Below are 19,406 nucleotides of genomic sequence, written 5' to 3' on the forward strand. Positions count from 1 at the left end.
TTAAAATACATCTCTCTTTCTGTTCTTAGGTGTTTCGTCATCTGAAAAATCCAAAGGATCAAATTCGTGATTGCCATACACATCATCAATCATCTCATCGTCCATTTCCCAAGGAAGCATATCCTTACCGAAGTGGCCACCAGAAGATACGAGGTTGTAATCCACATCAAGAAGATGAAGAGCCTTGATGATTCCCTTTGGTGTAAGGTCATAATTTGCCTTGATATATCTGTCGATACATTCAGGACATACATACGCAGTTCCGAAGGTTTCTGCCACAACAGATACAGGCTTGGCTTTTCCGATAGCATAAGCAATCTGAATTTCACACTTATCGCAGTATCCGGCACGAACTAAATCAACAGCAATCTTACGAGCCATGTAAGCTGCAGAACGGTCTACCTTTGATGGATCCTTACCAGATAAAGCACCTCCACCGATTCTTGCAATTCCGCCATAGGTATCGCAGGCGAGTTTTCTTCCAGTAACACCACAGTCAGCCTTGGAACCGCCGATTACAAATCTGCCTGTTGGATTTACGAGCATTTCGAAGTCTGTGTTTAATCCATGTTCTGATGCAACAAGCACCATGAGACTTCTGATTACTTTACGTACACTCTTGATATCTGCGTCAGCATCATGCTGAACGGAGCAGAGGAAAGTAGTGATTTTTCCAGTATCATAATCGTAGGATACCTGTGCTTTTGCATCCGGCATAAACATTGGACAGTCCAATTCCTCAAGTTTCTGAATGAATGTTGTAGCTACAGCAAAAGGCATAGGGAGAAGCTCTGCTGTTTCATTGGTAGCATAGCCATACATGATGCCTTGATCACCTGCACCGCCTTTATCTACACCCATTGCAATGTCGGGAGACTGCTTTGTGATGAGACCTCTGACATCAATGGAAGAGTAGCCAAGTTTATCGATTCCGATTTTAGCCATAACTTCCATAACAAGAGCTGCATAGTCAGGAGTGTGTTTGGTTGTGATTTCTCCTGCAATAACAACAGTATCATTCTTGATTAATACTTCTACGGCAACACGGCTGTCCTTATCGTGTGCCAAACAATCTGTAACAATGGCATCTGCAATCTGGTCGCAAATCTTATCTACATGACCACGAGATACCTGCTCTGAACTATAAATTCTACTCATTTGAAAATTCCTCCAATAAATAAATTTTGGGTGGTGGCAGAATATTTACCACCACCCACTTTCAAAAGTTTCAGGGGTATTAATCCCAGAAAAAGAGGCTTAGTTTAAGAAGTCCTCATCGTCCTCTGTAGCAAAGTCATCAGCTGCACGAGACTTGCCACCAAGAGGTGTGCCATCAGAAATCTTCTGAAGGTTGTTGAGACCACACGCAATACCACGATTGCCGTTTACATTGTAAGCATAGATGTTGATTGAAGCTCTGCCCTTGACACCCGAATACATCTCGTTTCTGTCGAGAATAGGGTTGCAGTCTGCATCAACGATACCAGGTGCTGTACCAGAGTTGGCGTTGATGAAGTAGCTGTCTCTGTATGCCTCATCATCAGGACGCTCCTCGTCACCGTCACGAAGTGGTGTCTTAAGAACAGAGAGAGCAGGTACGGACTTGCCGTTGCCCTTAAGCTTAGACTGACCTTCCTCATATGCAGCCTGAATAGCAGCCTTAATCTTCTCGATAGTCTTTGTGTCAGACTTTGGAATGATAAGTGATACAGAATACTTAGGTGTGCCTCCCTGAATAGCCTTTGGCTCGAAGCAGTTTAAGTAGCTGAATGTTGTGTTTGGACCTGTGATTACTTTTGTTGGATTCTTAAAATTTCCCATGATAATTTCTCCTTTACTCTTTAACATTAAAATCCTCTTGTGCTGTATTTTTCATAGCCGGACGCTTGTCTGACTTTGAAACTAAGTTGGTTTGCCGGGTGGTTTCATAGTTAAACCACCAAGCAGTTCATCAAACTTCTTCTTTCCAAGAAGTGATGTCATTGCTGTGATGCCGAGAAGTTTCTTCTCGTAAGGATCAAATCCTGCATCCTTGACTGCAAATGCGACAGCATTCTCGTCTGTGTATTTTCTGTTGCTGCGACCTTCTACAACCTTGAAATGCTCATACTCTTTACCCTGCAATGCCTGGTTAAGTGCGTACTCCTTTACATCCTCTGCCCATGAAGTCAGCTGGTCGACCTTCATTAAAATTGCCTCGATTTCATGATCTTCAAGGGTAGCAGGAACTTCAAAATCGTACTTGGCCATTTCCAAGTTGTACTCGGCTCTCTTTCTGCAGGTAGCCTTTACCTTACAGAACTGGCAGTGGTCACCTGCCTTAAACTCGCCTTCTCCTTTGGTAGCGAGAATAGCGGTAGGAGCGAGAGTTTCTTCTGCCCATTTCATAAGGTCATCCTTACTCATCTGGCAGATACTGACGTTGTCTCTTCTTGGCTGATAGATAGCCATGCGAATGGTATCGATGTTGTAGATGCCATCAAACATATCAATCAGACCGAGTGCATAGCACATAAGCTGTGGGTTTCCACCGAACTCTTCAGATTCAGCACTTACCATGACTCCAAGACCGTGCTTGTAATCAATGATTTCTGCCGTGCCATCCGAAAGAAGAATACAGTCGGCTGTACCGGTTCCACCCTCGACCCATTTTGAAAAGTCCACCTTCTGTTCAATAAGAACATCCGTGTCCGGGCAGGTCTGTTTTGCAAGTTCATATTCCTGCATTACAAATTCTGCATATCCTTCAGCACAGGTCTGCATTTCTGCATCGTAGTATGAAAGTGATTCTGTAGGGTCTTTAACATCTCTGCCTAATGCTTTCTCTACAAGGTAGGCACACAGTTCGTGAGCATCCGTACCCTGTGCTGCATAAGGACTTGTCTGATCTGGAAGAGCAGCACACAGTTTTGCACTCGGTGGACAGTTCAGCCAACGATGGCTTGCTGACGGTGAGAGAAATGCGTGTGAACTCATCCAATCACCTCCAAGTCAGCCATGAGAGCTGCGTAGTCAGATTCTTTAATATCAGAAAGTCGTGCCGCACCATATTTTGAAATAAGTGCTTTTACCTCTGTGGTAAATCCGGCATGTGACTTGGCGGAGAATGCTTTCCTTACATCTTCAAATGTGTAGGTAGGTTCTTCTTCCTTCTTTGCCGGAGCAGCCTTCTTTGTGTTATCCTCGATAGCCTTTGTCTTCTTGGTTTCCTTTGCTTCAATAGCAACAGGCTTCTGAGGGATTACTTCAACAAACTGTGGCACGAACTCTCTGACGAGTCTGCCAAGCTTTGCAATTTTCTCGGCGCAATCAACGATGCCATCGAGAAGTTCATAAAACTCATTCATGTGATCCATCTTCTTGTTCTCCTTTTTCCTTTATTACTCTTAACTTGTGAGCCAGTCTTTTTGAAACCACGCTTATGGCTATCAGCGTGTCGATGAGTTCCTCGTCTGGTAGTTCCTGGTCGAGAGACTCATCAGATACATTCATTTCTTTCTGCATCTGCAGCACCTTCCTTTCCGAATGGGTCTTGCCCTTTCTGACAGCTATGTATTGAAAATTGATAAAACTGCTAATTTCGAGAAAACTTTTTGAAAAATTTTTTTCAGTAGCAATTTCGTTATCAGCTTTCAGGGGTTATGTATTGAAAAAGGGGAAAACTGCTAATTTCAGAGAAAATATTTTTGAATTTTTATGAGAGGGCATATTTTTAATGAAATAAAATGACCTTGTCGATATAATGAAAGAAAGAGCCGGGAGAGGCTTTTGAAGAATAAAAGAGAGGGTGATTCTTATTTTGGATACTCCTGTTGAAAAGATAGATGCGACAGTTGGTATGAAATTCGGATGCTTGCAGGTCCTTGATGAAGGCGCAGAATATTTGCAGGTTATGGATGAAAGAATTTCTAATATAAAAGAAGAAAAAGCAGAGTTTGTTAAGGCTGCTGAAGAAGGAAGATATGAACACAGAAATTGGTTCAGTAATAGAAATGGAAAATCAGAAACAATAGTAGCTTATGTTTACAAGCCATACTCATTTAAGGTTTCTAGTGATTCCATTACACCAGACTACTTTGACGAGGCAATTGCAAGATTACTTAAAGATAAGGAAATAAAACATTATAAATGCCGATGTAAGAAATGTGGCAAAATACGATATTATTCAGAAGAAACACTGCAGGTTAAGCCGATGGTTTGTTATAAGCCTGTGTACTGCTCATCAAAGTTTACCTATTCTGTAAGGGCTAATAATGCTAACTATAATAAAAGGAAAAAGTACGAGAAGGATGAGTCTGTATGTCTTGTGGATGATAAGGATGCTGTTATCCCGGCAGAGGCTTATTGCGATGCTTGGATGATAAGCGAAGAAAGGAACTGATTAAGCAGGCAGAAAAGGATGCACAGATTATTGCAGCAATTCCAAGAAGACATGCCGACAACTACGATGTTGATTATGTGGGATTAACATATGAATCTTTAGAAGTGTTTGAGTGCGTGGATGATGCTTTGGAAAGTGCGCCGATTCCATATTACACACAGAGGCATCAAAAGAAATATAGGGATATTACTGTCTATAAGCAGTATCGTTGTAAATGTTATGTATGTGGAAAAGAGAAGCTCGTGACCTGTGATAAGTTTGGCATTTATCCTCCGACTGAATATGGCTATAGAGCTTACGGCGGATATTGGAGTGCAGTTTCTTGTGACTGTCATCCGATATCTTCATTCCAATGGATTGTAAATGATCTTCTTATAAAAAATGGCGTTGATTATAAAGTGGAAGTAGAAGCTGAAGGTGTATATGGAATAGACAATGAAACACCACTGCGATTTGATTTTGGCATTTATAAGGAAGAAAAGCTGATAGCTTTAATTGAATGCCAGGCGAACAACACTTTATGCCAGTTGAGGAATTTGGTGGGGAGCGAAGGTTTGCTATCCAACAAAGGAATGATGAAGAGAAAAGAAAATATGCAAAGGATAATAATATAAAGCTGATTGAGATTTCATATAAGAAAAAGAAATATGAAACAGTAGAGGCTTTACTAAAGGAGCATCATATTATTTGATGTTGAATTCCACATCCCTATGTGGGAACAACATCGGGTGTGGAAAAATAACAACGGAATATTTGGAATGTTAAAAATGACATCGCTATGTGCAAAAAACATGGCGGTGTTATTTTTTTGCCTTTTTTCAAAATTTCTCTCCTGAAATTAGCAGTTTTGGGTCATTCCAATACATAGCTGTCGGAAGACCATCGGTTCTTACTAATTGAGGAAAGGAGAGAAGTCCTATGGGAATAAGTAAATACAACTCGGAAGGCTACTATGATCCAGTACCACAGATGGCTGTAAATGAAATAGAGAAGGAACTTCACAAGTGGAGACCGCTTGTTTATATCTGTTCTCCATTTTCAGGAGACATCGAAGGGAACACACAAAGGGCGAGAGACTATAGCCGCTTTGCTGTAGACCAGGGTGCAGTTCCATTAGCACCACATTTATTGTTGCCACAGTTCATGTCTGAAAAGACAGAAAGAGACTTGGCACTTTTTATGGATATGGTGTTCCTCGGCAGATGCGAACAGCTATGGGTATTCGGAAAGAACATCTCTAGTGGAATGGCAGCAGAGATTGATAAGGCCAAGCAGAAGAAAATGAAGATTCGTTATTTTACGGAAGAATGCCAGGAAGTTAGCAAAGACGAGGAGGACTAAACAATGGAACTTATTTTATATACGGCAGATTGTACTGGCATTCCCAGTAACTGTGTATATCCGCATGAAGTGGTAGTAGATAGCAAAGAGAAAATGGTTGAGGCTATCGAGAAGGACCACGTTTGTGCAAAGTACAAAAACAATTACAGAAGTAATGAAAATTTCATGGAGGCGAACGGCTTCTTCATGGATAACGACAATGACCACACTGATAATCCGTCTGAATTTATAACAGCGGAGAAGTTATCGGAGATGCTTGCAGATGTAGATCATGTCATTGTTCCAAGCCGTCATAATATGCTCCCTAAAGGAAGCAAGCCTGCAAAACCAAGACAGCATATTTATTTTCCTTGTCAGCCATACAAGGATTCGACCATGTACGCAGCAGTAAAAAGAGCAATTCAGAAGAAGTTCCCATTTCTTGATGATAACGCTATGGATGCTGCGAGATTCTTTTTCGGTTCATCCTGTGATGCTGATGACATCATTTGGAATGAAGGCTTTCTTCAGATCGATGAAACTCTCGATGAGGATGATTACATCGAAGAGGCAGTGGAAAAGGAAGAGTACCAGACTGGTGGCGGTGTCATTCACGAAGGTAGCAGAAATAACACTTTAAGTTTGTTCGCAGGTAAGGTCTTAAAGAAATTCGGAATCACAGATAAGGCACATGACCTCTTTCTTGAAAGAGCAGCAAAGTGTGACCCACCTCTTGATGACAGAGAGCTTAAAACCATATGGAACAGTGCAGTTGGATTTGCAAAGAAGATACAGAGTCAGGAAGGCTATGTTCCACCAGAAGAATTCAACGCAGAGTTTGATGCCGGATTAAAGCCAGAGGATTATTCGGATATTGGAGAAGCGAAGGTTCTCGCAAAGGAATATGGTTCTGAACTTAAATACACAACAGCTACCGATTACCTTCGTTTTGATGGTGAGTGTTGGAGAGAGGACAGACAGATGGCACTTGGTGCGGCAGAGGATTTTCTTGACCTTCAGCTTGCTGATGCTAGGGAACAGGTGGAGATTGCAGAACAAGCACTCCTTGGTGCAGGTGTATCTGAAGAGAATGTTAAGTCGGGTGGTAAGCAACTCGAAAAGGCTGTGCCGGATAATTCGATGGGACTGTTGTTTGCTCTTATGGGCGCACAGACTTATTTGAAATTCGTACTGCGTTATCGCAATTACAAGAACATCGTTAATTTCCAGAATGCAGCAAAGCCAATGCTCGCCATTGATGTATCGGAGTTAGATAAAGACCCTAATCTCCTTAATACACCATATGCCACATTTGACCTTGAAAAAGGAATGGCAGGAGAGTTGCCACATAATCCAGAAGACCTCATCACGAAGATTACGAATTGCTCGCCGGGAGATAAGGGAGAGCAGATTTGGAGTGATGCACTTGATACCTTCTTTTGTTCAGATAAAGAACTTATCGAGTATGTGCAGATGACAGTCGGTATGGCTGCAATCGGTAAGGTGTACCAGGAACACATGATTATTGCTTATGGCGGTGGTGCCAATGGTAAGTCTACCTTTTGGAATACCATCTTCCGTGTGCTTGGAAGCTATGCAGGAAAGATATCGGCAGAGGCTCTTACGATGGGATGCAAGAGAAATGTAAAGCCTGAAATGGCAGAGCTTAAAGGCAAACGTCTCATCATTGCATCCGAGATGGAAGAAGGTGTGAGATTAAACACTGCTACCGTAAAACAGCTTTGCTCCACTGATGAGATACAGGCAGAGAAGAAGTATAAGGATCCATTCCATTTCGTGCCTTCGCATACACTCGTGCTTTATACGAACCACCTTCCAAGGGTTGGTGCCAATGATGATGGTATCTGGAGAAGACTTATCGTCATTCCATTTAATGCGAAGATTACCGGGAAGTCCGACATTAAGAACTATGCAGATTATCTGTATGACCAGGCAGGTCCCGCCATCATGAAATGGATTATTGAAGGTGCAAAGAAATCTATCGATGCGAACTTCCATACAGATTTGCCAAAGGTGGTACAGTCTGCAATAGACCGCTATCGTGAGGCCAATGACTGGCTTGGGCAGTTCATTGAGGATCACTGCGATGTGGACCCTGCCTTTGAGGAAAAGTCAGGAGACCTTTATCAGCAGTACCGTTTTGCGTGTATGCAGACGGGCGAATATGTCCGCAGTACCTCTGATTTTTATGGTGCTTTGGAAAAAGCCGGGTTCAGAAAGCAGAGAAGAAACACAGGCAGAATGATTGTGGGTCTAAAGCTTAAGGAAGGACAGGACTTTTTGGATTCGTGACAGTCGGTGTCAGTTAATACAAGAAACTTTTATGGAAAATGCGAGGAAGTGACGCTCACGAAGGTCATTTCATAAACTTTTCTATTTTGAAATTAGTGTTTTGTGCCACTCATTACAGTCATATCTAAAAAGTCCTATATAAGAAAAAAATATAAAAAATTTTATATAAGGGGGTTTTAGGAAATGACTGAAATGGGTGTCACGTTTTAAAGATTTGATGGAGGTTTGCGATGCGTGAAAGTTACATCGAAAGAAAATTAGTGACAGAGACAAAGAAGCGTGGAGGTCTTTGTGAAAAGTGGAACTCCGGCACAGCAGGGTGGCCTGACCGCATTATTTTAATGCTGATGGGAAGGTCGGCTTTGTGGAAGTAAAGGCTCCGGGGAAGAAACCAAGAAAATTACAACTCCACAGACATAAGCAAATATCGGCGCTTGGATTAAAGGTATATGTCCTTGATGAAGCAGACAGATAGGAGGTATCCTTGATGCAATTCAATCCGCATGATTATCAGCAATATGCCATTGACTATATTTTGGAACATCCCATCACAGCTGCAATCCTTGATATGGGTCTTGGCAAAACAGTCATTACACTGACAGCAATCGACAAGTTAATAAATGACGAGTTCCTTATAAGGAAAGTGCTAGTGGTCGCACCCCTTCGTGTGGCAAGAAGTACATGGCCGAATGAGATAAAGAAATGGGATCATTTGCAGAATCTGAAATATTCGGTAGTTCTTGGAACTCCAAAAGAAAGAATGGCAGCTTTAAGTGCAGATGCAGATATCTACATTATAAACAGAGAGAATCTTCCTTGGCTTTTACAGCAGGATAAGAAATATCTTGATTTTGACATGGCAGTCCTTGATGAGCTTTCTTCATTCAAGGCAGCATCACAAAGAACAAAGGCATTTCTGAAACTTCGACCAAGGCTTAAGAGAGTAATCGGACTTACAGGAACACCATCATCAAACGGTCTCATGGATCTTCACTATGAATTCAGATGCCTTGATATGGGTGAGAGATTATTTCAGTTTATTGGAAGATACAGAACGGCATTTTTTAGACCAGACAGATTTAATGGAAATATCGTGTATTCCTATAAAGCACTTCCTGGTGCAGAGGAAGAAATCTACAGAAGGATTTCAGATATTACGATTTCCATGAAAGCCATCGACCATCTTGCTATGCCGGAACTCATTATAAACGAGTATCCCGTGTATCTCGATGAGAAGGAAAGGAAGAAATACGATGAACTGAAAAATGACCTTATTATTCAGATGCCAGAAGGAGAGGTAACTGCAGCTAATGCGGCAGCACTTTCAAATAAGCTGTCACAGATGGCAAATGGAGCCGTTTATACAGATGATGAAAATACCATGCATATCCATGACAGAAAATTGGATGCATTGGAGGACATTATCGAATCTGCAAACGGAAATCCAATATTAGTGGCTTATTGGTATAAGCACGATTTGGAAAGAATCGTAAAGCTGCTTGAAAAGTTAAAAGTTCCATATTCCAAAATCGGTAGTGCCGAAAGTATTGAGAAATGGAACAAAGGTGAGTATGCCGTTGGCTTAATCCATCCGGCATCAGCAGGACATGGCTTAAATCTTCAGAGTGGTGGTTCAACACTTGTGTGGTTTGGACTTACTTGGTCTTTGGAACTTTACCAACAGACCAATGCGAGATTATGGAGACAGGGTCAGAGTTCCAAAACCGTTGTGGTACAGCACATTATTGCAAAAGACAGCATTGATGAAAGAGTCATGAAGGCTTTAAGGCAAAAGGACAATACACAGTCTGCCTTAATCGATGCAGTCAGAGCAGAACTGTAAATGAGTGCGAACAGCACCGAGTCAATCAGAGTCAATCCGTGGGAAATTACTTTATTAAATCGGAGGAACCTGGTATGAGCAGTAATTCAAACTTAGATCCTTACGAGAGACTTGCGAATGAAATCATTTTGCAGGCCGTTAAGGATTATAGAGATGCAAATAAAAAATTGAAGAAGGGAAGAAGGAATAAGGATGCGGAGATTACCAAATCCGAGTGTCTTAATTTCTTCCGTTCCCGTTGGTTTTCTACATTAACTGATATTGACCCAGAGTTCCTTATCACAAAACTGGATGAGGAGGATGATAGTCATGACAGTTAAGGAATTTTTAAACCAAGCCTATTTATTAGATCAGAGAATTAAATCTGACACATTGGAATGCGAAGAGTTAAGGCTTATGGCAGAGACAATTTCAAGTCCCGGCTTTGAGGAGCATTTCAATGCAAGCAGAAACACCGATGCCCCATATGTTCGCACCCTTGAGAAGTTGATGGAGCTGGAAGAAAAGATAATGACCGAGATGTCTTTGCTGTTGGAGGTAAAGCAGCAGATACGAGAGGTCATCAGCCAAGTGGACAAGAACGAATATCAGATGGTTCTTAAATACCGTTACATCCATAATTACTCGTGGCCAAGGATAGCTGATATGCTAAATGTGGATGCGACCACAGTTCAGAGATGGCATAACAAAGCAATCGGAAGAATGGTTCTTCCAAAAAATTGTATAAATTTGAAAATTGCTATGGTTTGCAATTAAATGCAATGGTGTCCTTTGTGATATTGTATAATCAGCGAAAAGCGAAAATGAGAAATCGGCATAAGCCTTCATGGTGGCAACCCCACTGTGAGGGCTTTTATTATGCCGCAAAGACGGAGGTGGAAATAGTGGGATATAGAAAAGTTGGTTATTTGGAACAGTGCTTTTACATCCTTCGTTACAAATTAAGACAGTGGAGGTGCAGGAAGAATGCCAAGAAAAGCGAAACACCCATGCCACCATCCCGGATGTCCCAAGCTGACCGAGAGTAGGTTCTGCGAGGAACATCAGAAGGAAGAGAACAGACGTTACGAGAAGTACCAGCGAGACCCTAACACTAGGAGACGATATGGTCGTGCGTGGAAACGCATCCGTGACAGTTATGTTAAGACTCATCCTTTCTGTGAGGTTTGTTACGAGAAGGGAGTCCTTGTTGAAGTAGAAGAAGTACATCACAAGATTCCTCTTGCAGAAGGTGGCACACATGACAGGAGCAATCTGATTTCCTTGTGCAAGTCATGTCATGCAAAGATACATGCCGAGCGTGGAGACAGATGGCACGGAAGGAGAAGTGATTCTTATGAATAAGGATAATTCAAGAGTTGCTGATTTCATAGATGAGGAACATCCACAAAGAAAATATTACAAGTGTGATTATTGTGGAGAGCCGTTCTGGAAACCAGATGCTTTCAGAAAAAGGTTCTGTTCTACGGAATGTCAGCGAGCAGCTATTCAAAGGAACACCCAAAGAAAATAAAACCGCCTAGAAAGAAGATTACAAAGATATGTGAATGGTGCAACAAGCCATTTGAAGCGAATGTTGCACATCAAAAGTATTGTTCTAAAGAGTGTGGCTATGAAGGAAATAAAAGACTTCAAAGGCAGAGATGGGCGGAGGAGTTTATTCCTAAAGTTTTTATCTGCAAAGAATGTAATACAGAGTTTAAGACAGAGTGTGGAAATCCCCGCTCTGTTTTTTGTTGCCAATCTTGTGCAGATAAATACGAGCGAAGGAAAGAGCATCAGACTACAAGACACAAGGAAGGTCAGAAGGAACAGAAGAAACGAAGAGAAAAGCAGATTGCTACAAAGTCTGTTGGTACAGTTTCCTATGAAGCTGTCTTTAAGCGTGACGGTGGTGTCTGTCAAATCTGCGGTCTCCCTGTTCATGAAGATAAGTTCGTTGATGATTACTGGGGTGGAACCATAGATCACATCGAACCATTGTCCTTGGGTGGATACCATTCAATGGATAACTGTCAGCTTGCACATAGAGTGTGCAATTCCCTCAAGTGTCAGTCGGCAGAGCCTTACGTTATTAATTGGGAAGAGAAAGCCAAGGAGAATAATTATTGGAAAAACATATTTGATAATTATAAATCCTTGATGGCTGGGACAGGATGACCTGGCCCGGTCTAAATCTCTACGGTAGTAATTCAGGCAACGGTGCCGCCCCTTCGTGTGGAAAAATTGCGAAATCAAACGGGGTATTAAGGACCCGAAGAATCGAGGTGAGAAAAAATGGCCAAAGATGGTACAGCAAGAGGTGGTCAGAGACCGGGAAGTGGACGCAAATCCAAGGCTCTTACTGAAAAGGTAGTAGCAGGAAATCCCGGCGGAAGAAAACTGAAGGTTATGGAAATGCCAACGGGAGCAAATCTTGATGGAGCAGATGTTCCAAATCCAAAAGACTACCTATCAGCCGTTCAGAAAAACGGTGATGTCCTTATTGCAGATGAAGTGTTTAAGGAAACATGGCTCTGGCTTAAGGAAAGAGGATGCGAGAAACTTGTGAGCAATCACCTGCTCGAACAGTTCGCTATGTGTTTAGCGAGATGGCAGCAGTGTGAAAAGGCAATCACAGATTATGGTTTCCTTGCAAAGCATCCTACAACAGGAGCTGCTTGTGCCTCTCCTTATGTAGCAATGTCCAATCAGTATATGAAACAGACCAATGCCATATGGTATCAGATTTTCCAAGTGGTAAAGGAAAACTGCTCGACAGATTTCAATTTGGCTGATGCTGATCCGATGGAGATTCTCTTAAGGACAAGGAACAAACAATAATTTATGGAAGGAGTAACGCAGTGAGTAAAACAACTACACAAATGCAGATGGTAAAAGTGAGTGAGCTTATACCATATGTAAATAATGCAAGAACTCATTCCCAGGAGCAGGTCAATAAGCTGCGCTCGTCTCTTCGTGAGTTCGGTTTTGTAAATCCTGTCATCATTGATCAGGATAAAAATGTAATAGCCGGACACGGAAGACTGATGGCGGCAAAGGAAGAAGGAATCACAGAAGTGCCTTGTGTACTTGTTGATTATCTTACCGAGGCACAGAAGAAAGCATATATCCTTGCTGATAACAGATATGCCCAGGATGCTGGATGGGATGAGGAACTTTTGAGACTTGAGATTGAAGCATTGGAAGGAATGGACTTTGATGTTTCGCTCACAGGTTTTAATGAAGATGAGATTTCGGATTTGTTTGCAGGTGCAGATACTTCCGACACCCAGGATGATGACTTTGATTTGTCAGATGCGCTTGAGAAGGCAGCCTTTGTAGAAAAGGGAGATGTATGGGTGGTTGGCAGACACAGACTTATGTGCGGTGATGCAACTTCGGAAGAGGATGTAGCAACCCTTATGGATGGAAAGAAAGCCAACCTCATTATTACAGACCCGCCTTATAATGTAGCTTTTGAAAGTTCTGACGGATTATCAATCAAAAACGATAAGATGGAAAACGAAAAGTTCTATGAGTTCCTTTTATCGGCATTCAAGAATATGGCCGCACATCTTGAAAAGGGTGGTGCAGCTTATGTATTCCATGCAGATACAGAAGGACTGAATTTCAGAAAGGCATTTGTTGATGCAGGATTTCATTTGGCAGGATGCTGTATCTGGGTAAAGAATTCATTGGTGCTTGGTCGCAGTGATTATCAGTGGCAGCACGAACCAGTCCTTTATGGTTTCCTTCAGAATGGAAAACACTACTGGAGCAAGAATGCCGGAAGAAGTCAGACCACCATTTGGAATTTTGATAAGCCAAAGAAGAACAAGAACCATCCGACAAGTAAGCCACTTGATTTGCTTGCATATCCTATCGGCAATTCAAGTCAGGAGAATGCGATTGTAATTGATACCTTTGGTGGTAGTGGTTCAACGCTTATGACTTGTGAGCAGACAAACAGAATCTGCCATACGATGGAACTTGATGAAAAGTATGCATCAGTCATTCTTCGTAGATATGTTGAGGATACGGATGATGCAGCCAATGTGTATGTCATCCGAAATGGAGAGAAGCTTATGTATGCAGATCTTGTAAAGGAGGTTGACTTTGGAGATGGAACAACAGAATAAAAAGACATTAACCCTCGGTAGCCTCTTTGATGGTTCCGGGGGTTTTCCATTGGGTGGAACACTAGCTGGTATCACACCTATATGGGCATCGGAGATTGAGCCATTTCCTGTAAGGGTCACAACGGTTCGATTTCCTAATATGAAACACTACGGTGATATATCCAAACTTAAGGGTTCAGAAGTTGAGCCTGTGGATATTATCACTTTTGGAAGTCCCTGTCAGGATATGAGCGTGGCGGGGAAAAGAGATGGCTTGGATGGTTCACGTTCAAGTCTTTTTTATGAAGCAATCAGAATCATTAAGGAAATGAGGGAGGCAACAGATGGAAAATATCCAAGATACATTGTCTGGGAAAATGTCCCAGGAGCATTCTCCTCAAACAAGGGTGAGGACTTCAAGGCAGTCCTTACTGAAATCTGCAAAATCAAAGACGAGCAAGTGTCTGTATCTAAACCTTCAAAATGGGAAAACGCAGGACGCATCATGGAGACGGCTTCAGTATCGCATGGAGACTCCTCGATGCTCAGTATTGGGGCGTTCCCCAGAGAAGACAACGTATCTACCTTGTCGCAGATTTTGATGGAGGGAGTGCCGGAAAAATATTATTTGAGTCCGAAGGCTTGTCAGGGTATTCTGCGCAGAGCTTCAAGTCGTGGCAAAGAACTACCTGTCGTACTAAAGAAAGCCTTGGAGAAACAAGCAATGGCGGTTTGATGTTTGAGAACCACTCACAGGACAGCAGATACACAGGACCCCTTGAGGTATCGCAGACCATTCTTTCTACTTTTGGAACAGGTGGCAATAATCAGCCTTTTGTGGTTCAGACTCCAAAGACACTAAAAATCAGATGCGGATGTGAAGGTGGTGGCAAGGGTGCCTTAATTCAGGATGACCTGTCAGCAACACTTGGTACAAATAATGACCAGACCTTATTCCAACCGAGGGCATTTGGTATCTGTGCAAAGAACAGTAATTCCATGAAGTCGGATAATCCGAACAGTGGATTTTATGAGGCAGACACATCACGAACCCTTGATGCCAATGGTGGAAATCCAACTTGCAATCAAGGTGGTGTGGCCGTTGTTGCTATTGAAGGCAATGGCAGCAGACCTTCCCATAAGGGGGACGGATATAAGGAATCGGATGTCATGTACACATTAAATGCAACCGAGCAGCACGCAGTTGCATTTGCAGATGTTCATGCCACGCTTTCTGCCAATGACGGGCCCAAGTCCATCCAGTCAGATGATGAAGAACCCGGAAGAGAACTTTGTGGGAGAGCCTGCATTTGGAATTGGAAGACCTGCTATGAACCAGGGATACAATGCAAAGTTCAGCTTTCAGATAGAAGAGGAAGTCGAACCGACCATTGTGGCAGCGGGAGCAAGTGGTGTGGCGCATCCAAAGTTCTCATCCTCAAAGGCATCCTTCTTTACAGAGGCAAATGAGGAGTGTGCAAATACACTTGTGGCTACTGATTATAAAGATCCACCGATTGTAAATGATGAAACCGAAACGGATTATATCGTGCGCAGGCTTACACCGACTGAATGTGCAAGACTGCAGGGATTCCCGGATTGGTGGTGTGATGAACTAGGAATAGAAGAGCCTACCAAAGAGGATATCGCAAAGTGGAGAGAGGTTTTTGAAGTCCATGCTAATGCAATCGGAAAAGCAACCAAGCCAAAGACAGATTCACAGATCATCAAATGGCTTAAAGACCCACAGGCTGATTCAGCAGAATATAAGATGTGGGGCAATGGTGTGGCACTTCCGAATGTTTATTTTGTGCTTTCAGGCATTATGTATTATGCACAACTTGAGAGCCAAAATTAAGGTCACTATTTTATCCCAGTAATTGCACATAATTGTTGCTATTACTGGGGTTTAGAGTGATATATGTACATACCAAAAAACAAGGAGGTACATAGCATGGTACTACATTTTAATGTAACAGGAGACAGCCGAAAGGCAATGGTCAAAGCAATTGAGAAGGAACTTGGCTGCAAAGCAAAGTACATGGGAATGCCAAGTGCAGCTTATGAAATCGGAGCATACAGAGTGGAAAAGGACGGAACCTTATCATTCCTTGGGGATGCCGGGATTGACGAAAGCGCAAAGGTAATTGATGCTTGTGTTTTGGCCACAGGGGTTTCACCTGCAGAATGGGAGAATAACCAAATGGGGGCAAAAGAAGCCGAAACTGGGGCGAATAAGGGGGCAGACGAGCCAATTGGACTTACGGTTACCATTCCACTTGAAAAGGTAGCGGTTGGAAATCTTGCAAACCTACTGGATGCCAAAGGAGATTTGATAAAGAAGGCACTTGGAATTGCAGACCTTGGATTTTCCATTGACGAGGAGAACATTTCTTTCCCTTGGTTTGAAGAAGCAAAGCCGGAAGAGGCACTTGCCTACACCAAGTTCATATCAGCCATTTGCGAGATGAGTAAGAACCAGAAGAGAATTTCTTCCAAGGCAAAGGAAAACGAGAATGAGAAATACGCATTCAGGTGTTTCCTTTTAAGACTTGGATTTATCGGGGATGAGTTCAAGGCAGACAGAAAAATCCTTCTTTCCAAACTTGAAGGCTCATCAGCATTCAAGAACAAAGAGAAGGGAGGCGAGCAGTAATGTATTTCCCGGACAGAAAAATAGTGGAGCGAGTTAAGGAGCAGTACACAGAAGGGTCAAGGGTGGAACTTATCCATATGGAAGACCCATACAGAACAGAAATGACAGCCGGACTTAAGGGAACGGTCACAAGTGTGGATGACACAGGAACGATTCATGTTCATTGGGACAACGGATGCTGCCTTGGGGTTGTTTACGGAGAAGACTCCTGCAAGAAACTCGATACCGTCAAGGTCATTTGTTACAACGATGAGGAAACTTGGGACAGCCGTGATGATGCGATGGAATTTTATCTTAAGGCAATGGCATCTTCTGAAGGAAGTGAGCAAAGCAGGTACGCAAAAATCGTATCGGAACTTGCGATGGGAAAGGCAGTCTGCACCGATTCTGAAGAGTAATAACCATCTGGAAAGATACACAATATAAAGTGTGTATCTTTGTCCAGTAATGGTATTCCAATTAGTGTGCTTTAGAGTGATATATGTACACAACAAAAAACGAATTACACTTTTGGAGGTACATACAATGAACGAGAAAATTACAAACCAGATCGAGGAAATGAAAAAGCAGACCATCGGAGTTGAGGTCGAAATGAACAGCATCACAAGAGAAAAGGCAGCAAGGCTTGCAGCGAAGTTTTTCGGAACAGGAAGATATCAGAACACAGCAGAAAGAAACGGCTACTACACTTGGAGCGCTTGGGACGAGCAGGGAAGGGAATGGAAATTCCAAAAGGATGTGAGCATTGCCGGATGCGACAGTGAGAAATGCGAATTGGTAACACCAATCCTTACCTACGCAGACATGGAAACCTTGCAGGAACTTATAAGACAGTTAAGACACGCCGGAGCAAAATCGGATGCCACAAGAGGATGCGGGGTACACATTCACATCGGAGCCAAGGGACACACACCACAGACCATGAGAAACCTTGCAAACATCATGGCAAGCCACGAAGACCTAATTGCAAAGGCACTCGACCTTGACCACAGAAGAATGAGCAGATATTGCAGAACGGTTGACCCAGAGTTCTTAAAGCAGGTCAACAAGAAAAAGCCAAAGACAATGAGCCAGCTTGCAGACATTTGGTACGGCTCACAGGGTTGCAACTACGGAAGAAGCCAACATTACAACGACAGCCGATACCACATGCTTAACTACCACGCAACCTTCACAAAGGGAACAATCGAGTTCAGACTTTTCCAATTCGATGCACCTGCAGACGGAAAATTAAACGGACTCCATGCCGGACAGCTTAAAGCCTACATTCAGCTTTGCCTAGCACTTAGCCAGATGGCAAAGGAAGTAAGAAGTGCAAGCTCAAAGCCACAGCAGAACGAGAATCCAAAATACGCAATGAGAACTTGGCTCCTTAGACTTGGGTTCATCGGGGACGAGTTCAAAACAGCAAGAGAGATTCTTACAAAGAGACTTGATGGAGACACAGCATTCAGAACAGCAAGGGCATAGCCTCCTGCCACTTTAAAAGGATGACCGCTTCGGCGGTCTTAAGGTGGTAGAAGGGTGTTTCCTTCGGAAAGGATGGATGCATTATGCAGAAAAGATATTACATTGCCTATGGCAGCAACCTAAACATCAGACAAATGAAAATGCGATGTCCGGGAGCAAGAATCATCGGAACATCAGTTGTGCCGGATTATGAACTCCTTTTTAAGGGGAGCAAGACGGGATCTTATTTAACAATCGAACCAAAGGAAGGGGAGAGCGTTCCTGTGGCCGTGTGGGAAACCACAGAGGCTGACGAGGCGGCTCTTGACAGGTACGAAGTTCCCAAGCTTTTATTACAAAGCTGAAATGGAACTGCCGATTGTCGGAATCAGAACCGGGAAGGTAAGGCAGAGAAAGGTCTATGTGTACATCATGCACGAGGACAGAGAACTTGGCATACCAAGTTACCATTATGTCGAGACTTGCCTTGAAGGGTACAGGGCATTTGAATTTGATGAGAACATTTTGTTTGAGGCAATCAGAAAAAGCAGGAGGGAATGCCATGAAGATTAATGAAAGAATACAGCCAAAGAAATGTCCACACTGTGGAAGAATTTATTCCGAGCCTTCAGCACTTTCCAGAGCAGATGGGGTAACAGCCATCTGCCCGGACTGTGGAACAAGAGAGGCGCTTGAGAGTATAGGAATTGATGTGGAGGAGCAGGAGAAAATCCTTGATACCATCCATCAGCATACTGGACAGTAGGAAGGAGTGATACGATGCCAGAACATATTAAGGATCAGATTATTAAGGTCAGAGATACAGCACTTTGCAATATGTTTGACCTTGGAATGGTAAAGGCAATTGCAGTGGAACTGGAGTGTCCTGAACTTGCAGCTTTTATCGATACGAACACCGATGAATATGTGCATTTCATAACATCCGGGGAGTAGAAAAAAGTTACACTTTTCTCGATTATTAACTTGCTATTATGTGCGTTTAGAGTGATATATGTACATACCAAAAGGGAAACATAGAAAGCGGAGGAAACGGACATGAGATACATTGATAAAACAGGATGCAAGAGCGGATTTGAAAAGGGAGCAGACAAGGAAATCGAAAGCCTTGGAAAACTTACCAAGAAGCTTGCAAGATTGCCAAAGAAAACAAGCTGGGAGTTCTTAAGACAAGACAGGGTGCTTACAGAATCATCAAAGAAAGCGGCCTTGGTGCATACGAGGATTTCCTTACAGACCTTGCAGAGGTTGATGCGTTTTTGAAGAACCTTGACGCACACAAAAGTACAAGATACTAAATATACACAATTGTTCCCGGATTTTACT

23 protein-coding genes and 2 pseudogenes are annotated in these 19,406 nt (G+C 42.7%); 20 read left to right on the plus strand and 5 right to left on the minus strand.

All coding sequences use genetic code 11. The features are described from left to right. The 5 genes and pseudogenes from metK to JCM14822_RS20100 form a co-directional block, all read right to left on the minus strand. Entirely contained in the window at positions 1-1,158 is a 1,158-nt protein-coding gene (metK, locus tag JCM14822_RS06445) for a methionine adenosyltransferase (RefSeq protein ID WP_083461304.1), read from the minus strand. A gap of 99 nt (positions 1,159-1,257) precedes the next feature. Continuing rightward, entirely contained in the window at positions 1,258-1,821 is a 564-nt protein-coding gene (locus tag JCM14822_RS06450) for a DUF2815 family protein (protein ID WP_054740824.1), read from the minus strand. A 13-nt stretch (positions 1,822-1,834) separates the two neighbouring features. Further along, a pseudogene (locus tag JCM14822_RS06455) lies at positions 1,835-2,976 on the minus strand (DUF2800 domain-containing protein). Continuing rightward, positions 2,973-3,356, minus strand: coding sequence for a hypothetical protein (locus JCM14822_RS21690; RefSeq protein WP_242861428.1), 384 nt, complete (start codon positions 3,354-3,356; stop codon positions 2,973-2,975). The pseudogene JCM14822_RS06455 and the gene JCM14822_RS21690 overlap by 4 nt, the downstream one beginning before the upstream one ends. Next, positions 3,340-3,504, minus strand: a complete 165-nt coding sequence (locus JCM14822_RS20100) for a hypothetical protein (RefSeq protein ID WP_156059324.1) — start codon at positions 3,502-3,504, stop codon at positions 3,340-3,342. Before JCM14822_RS20100 ends, JCM14822_RS21690 begins: the two co-directional genes overlap by 17 nt. A gap of 295 nt (positions 3,505-3,799) precedes the next feature. Between JCM14822_RS20100 and JCM14822_RS06465 the strand changes: the two genes are divergently transcribed. The 20 genes and pseudogenes from JCM14822_RS06465 (at position 3,800) to JCM14822_RS06555 (ending at position 19,343) form a co-directional block, all read left to right on the plus strand. Continuing rightward, positions 3,800-4,381, plus strand: coding sequence for a hypothetical protein (locus JCM14822_RS06465; protein WP_157047661.1), 582 nt, complete (start codon positions 3,800-3,802; stop codon positions 4,379-4,381). Beyond that, positions 4,345-4,995, plus strand: a complete 651-nt coding sequence (locus tag JCM14822_RS06470; RefSeq protein WP_157047662.1) for a hypothetical protein — start codon at positions 4,345-4,347, stop codon at positions 4,993-4,995. The genes JCM14822_RS06465 and JCM14822_RS06470 overlap by 37 nt, the downstream gene beginning before the upstream one ends. Before the next feature lie 304 nt (positions 4,996-5,299). After that, positions 5,300-5,722, plus strand: a complete 423-nt coding sequence (locus tag JCM14822_RS06475) for a DUF7768 domain-containing protein (RefSeq protein ID WP_054740730.1) — start codon at positions 5,300-5,302, stop codon at positions 5,720-5,722. 3 nt (positions 5,723-5,725) lie between these two features. After that, positions 5,726-8,014 carry a phage/plasmid primase, P4 family gene (locus tag JCM14822_RS06480; protein ID WP_054740732.1) on the plus strand — a complete coding sequence of 763 codons (2,289 nt, stop codon included), beginning with the start codon at positions 5,726-5,728 and terminating at the stop codon, positions 8,012-8,014. Positions 8,015-8,501: 487 nt separating this feature from the next. After that, entirely contained in the window at positions 8,502-9,857 is a 1,356-nt protein-coding gene (locus JCM14822_RS06490) for a DEAD/DEAH box helicase (protein ID WP_054740734.1), read from the plus strand. A 74-nt stretch (positions 9,858-9,931) separates the two neighbouring features. Then, the gene (locus tag JCM14822_RS06495) at positions 9,932-10,177 is read left to right on the plus strand and encodes a hypothetical protein (RefSeq protein ID WP_054740736.1); all 246 of its coding nucleotides are present in this window, start codon (positions 9,932-9,934) and stop codon (positions 10,175-10,177) included. Next, on the plus strand, positions 10,167-10,613 hold the full coding sequence (locus JCM14822_RS06500; RefSeq protein ID WP_054740738.1) for a DUF1492 domain-containing protein: 447 nt from the start codon (positions 10,167-10,169) through the stop codon (positions 10,611-10,613). The genes JCM14822_RS06495 and JCM14822_RS06500 overlap by 11 nt, the downstream gene beginning before the upstream one ends. Positions 10,614-10,823: 210 nt before the next feature. Beyond that, positions 10,824-11,201 (plus strand): HNH endonuclease signature motif containing protein, encoded by a 378-nt coding sequence (locus JCM14822_RS06505; RefSeq protein WP_054740740.1) that lies wholly within the window; start codon positions 10,824-10,826, stop codon positions 11,199-11,201. Then, entirely contained in the window at positions 11,137-11,370 is a 234-nt protein-coding gene (locus JCM14822_RS20920; protein ID WP_172674780.1) for a hypothetical protein, read from the plus strand. Before JCM14822_RS06505 ends, JCM14822_RS20920 begins: the two co-directional genes overlap by 65 nt. Next, entirely contained in the window at positions 11,328-12,017 is a 690-nt protein-coding gene (locus tag JCM14822_RS06510; RefSeq protein ID WP_157047663.1) for an HNH endonuclease, read from the plus strand. Before JCM14822_RS20920 ends, JCM14822_RS06510 begins: the two co-directional genes overlap by 43 nt. 117 nt (positions 12,018-12,134) lie before the next feature. Continuing rightward, a complete protein-coding gene (locus tag JCM14822_RS06515) occupies positions 12,135-12,680 on the plus strand; it encodes a P27 family phage terminase small subunit (RefSeq protein ID WP_054740744.1) in 546 nt (181 codons plus the stop codon). 20 nt (positions 12,681-12,700) lie between these two features. Then, positions 12,701-13,978, plus strand: a complete 1,278-nt coding sequence (locus tag JCM14822_RS06520; RefSeq protein ID WP_054740746.1) for a site-specific DNA-methyltransferase — start codon at positions 12,701-12,703, stop codon at positions 13,976-13,978. After that, positions 13,962-15,815, plus strand: a pseudogene (locus JCM14822_RS25365) (DNA cytosine methyltransferase). Before JCM14822_RS06520 ends, JCM14822_RS25365 begins: the two are co-directional and overlap by 17 nt. A gap of 96 nt (positions 15,816-15,911) precedes the next feature. Further along, positions 15,912-16,613, plus strand: a complete 702-nt coding sequence (locus JCM14822_RS06530) for a hypothetical protein (protein ID WP_054740747.1) — start codon at positions 15,912-15,914, stop codon at positions 16,611-16,613. Next, positions 16,613-17,011, plus strand: a complete 399-nt coding sequence (locus JCM14822_RS23065) for a DUF4314 domain-containing protein (RefSeq protein WP_054740749.1) — start codon at positions 16,613-16,615, stop codon at positions 17,009-17,011. The genes JCM14822_RS06530 and JCM14822_RS23065 overlap by 1 nt, the downstream gene beginning before the upstream one ends. A gap of 127 nt (positions 17,012-17,138) precedes the next feature. Further along, a complete protein-coding gene (locus JCM14822_RS06540) occupies positions 17,139-18,083 on the plus strand; it encodes an amidoligase family protein (RefSeq protein ID WP_054740751.1) in 945 nt (314 codons plus the stop codon). 83 nt (positions 18,084-18,166) lie between these two features. Next, complete coding sequence (locus JCM14822_RS25370; RefSeq protein ID WP_330377372.1) at positions 18,167-18,427, plus strand: gamma-glutamylcyclotransferase family protein; 261 nt, start codon at positions 18,167-18,169, stop codon at positions 18,425-18,427. Between the two features lie 197 nt (positions 18,428-18,624). Then, complete coding sequence (locus tag JCM14822_RS06550) at positions 18,625-18,828, plus strand: hypothetical protein (RefSeq protein ID WP_054740753.1); 204 nt, start codon at positions 18,625-18,627, stop codon at positions 18,826-18,828. Between the two features lie 14 nt (positions 18,829-18,842). Continuing rightward, complete coding sequence (locus JCM14822_RS19185; protein WP_083461305.1) at positions 18,843-19,016, plus strand: DUF5049 domain-containing protein; 174 nt, start codon at positions 18,843-18,845, stop codon at positions 19,014-19,016. Positions 19,017-19,118: 102 nt separating this feature from the next. After that, positions 19,119-19,343, plus strand: a complete 225-nt coding sequence (locus JCM14822_RS06555) for a hypothetical protein (RefSeq protein WP_054740755.1) — start codon at positions 19,119-19,121, stop codon at positions 19,341-19,343. Positions 19,344-19,406 lie beyond the last annotated feature (63 nt).

Origin of the sequence: Cellulosilyticum ruminicola JCM 14822 (assembly GCF_001311925.1) — a bacterium.
GTDB lineage: Bacteria > Bacillota > Clostridia > Lachnospirales > Cellulosilyticaceae > Cellulosilyticum > Cellulosilyticum ruminicola.

Bases quoted from the DNA above. Each gene is read 5' to 3' on its own strand.
- metK (WP_083461304.1), bottom strand. From the start codon at position 1,158: ATGAGTAGAATTTATAGTTCAGAGCAGGTATCTCGTGGTCATGTAGAT.
- JCM14822_RS06450 (WP_054740824.1), bottom strand. From the start codon at position 1,821: ATGGGAAATTTTAAGAATCCAACAAAAGTAATCACAGGTCCAAACACA.
- JCM14822_RS21690 (WP_242861428.1), bottom strand. From the start codon at position 3,356: ATGGATCACATGAATGAGTTTTATGAACTTCTCGATGGCATCGTTGAT.
- JCM14822_RS20100 (WP_156059324.1), bottom strand. From the start codon at position 3,504: ATGCAGAAAGAAATGAATGTATCTGATGAGTCTCTCGACCAGGAACTA.
- JCM14822_RS06475 (WP_054740730.1), top strand. From the start codon at position 5,300: ATGGGAATAAGTAAATACAACTCGGAAGGCTACTATGATCCAGTACCA.
- JCM14822_RS06480 (WP_054740732.1), top strand. From the start codon at position 5,726: ATGGAACTTATTTTATATACGGCAGATTGTACTGGCATTCCCAGTAAC.
- JCM14822_RS06490 (WP_054740734.1), top strand. From the start codon at position 8,502: ATGCAATTCAATCCGCATGATTATCAGCAATATGCCATTGACTATATT.
- JCM14822_RS06495 (WP_054740736.1), top strand. From the start codon at position 9,932: ATGAGCAGTAATTCAAACTTAGATCCTTACGAGAGACTTGCGAATGAA.
- JCM14822_RS06500 (WP_054740738.1), top strand. From the start codon at position 10,167: ATGACAGTTAAGGAATTTTTAAACCAAGCCTATTTATTAGATCAGAGA.
- JCM14822_RS06505 (WP_054740740.1), top strand. From the start codon at position 10,824: ATGCCAAGAAAAGCGAAACACCCATGCCACCATCCCGGATGTCCCAAG.
- JCM14822_RS20920 (WP_172674780.1), top strand. From the start codon at position 11,137: ATGCAAAGATACATGCCGAGCGTGGAGACAGATGGCACGGAAGGAGAA.
- JCM14822_RS06510 (WP_157047663.1), top strand. From the start codon at position 11,328: ATGTCAGCGAGCAGCTATTCAAAGGAACACCCAAAGAAAATAAAACCG.
- JCM14822_RS06515 (WP_054740744.1), top strand. From the start codon at position 12,135: ATGGCCAAAGATGGTACAGCAAGAGGTGGTCAGAGACCGGGAAGTGGA.
- JCM14822_RS06530 (WP_054740747.1), top strand. From the start codon at position 15,912: ATGGTACTACATTTTAATGTAACAGGAGACAGCCGAAAGGCAATGGTC.
- JCM14822_RS23065 (WP_054740749.1), top strand. From the start codon at position 16,613: ATGTATTTCCCGGACAGAAAAATAGTGGAGCGAGTTAAGGAGCAGTAC.
- JCM14822_RS06540 (WP_054740751.1), top strand. From the start codon at position 17,139: ATGAACGAGAAAATTACAAACCAGATCGAGGAAATGAAAAAGCAGACC.
- JCM14822_RS25370 (WP_330377372.1), top strand. From the start codon at position 18,167: ATGCAGAAAAGATATTACATTGCCTATGGCAGCAACCTAAACATCAGA.
- JCM14822_RS06550 (WP_054740753.1), top strand. From the start codon at position 18,625: ATGAAGATTAATGAAAGAATACAGCCAAAGAAATGTCCACACTGTGGA.
- JCM14822_RS19185 (WP_083461305.1), top strand. From the start codon at position 18,843: ATGCCAGAACATATTAAGGATCAGATTATTAAGGTCAGAGATACAGCA.
- JCM14822_RS06555 (WP_054740755.1), top strand. From the start codon at position 19,119: ATGAGATACATTGATAAAACAGGATGCAAGAGCGGATTTGAAAAGGGA.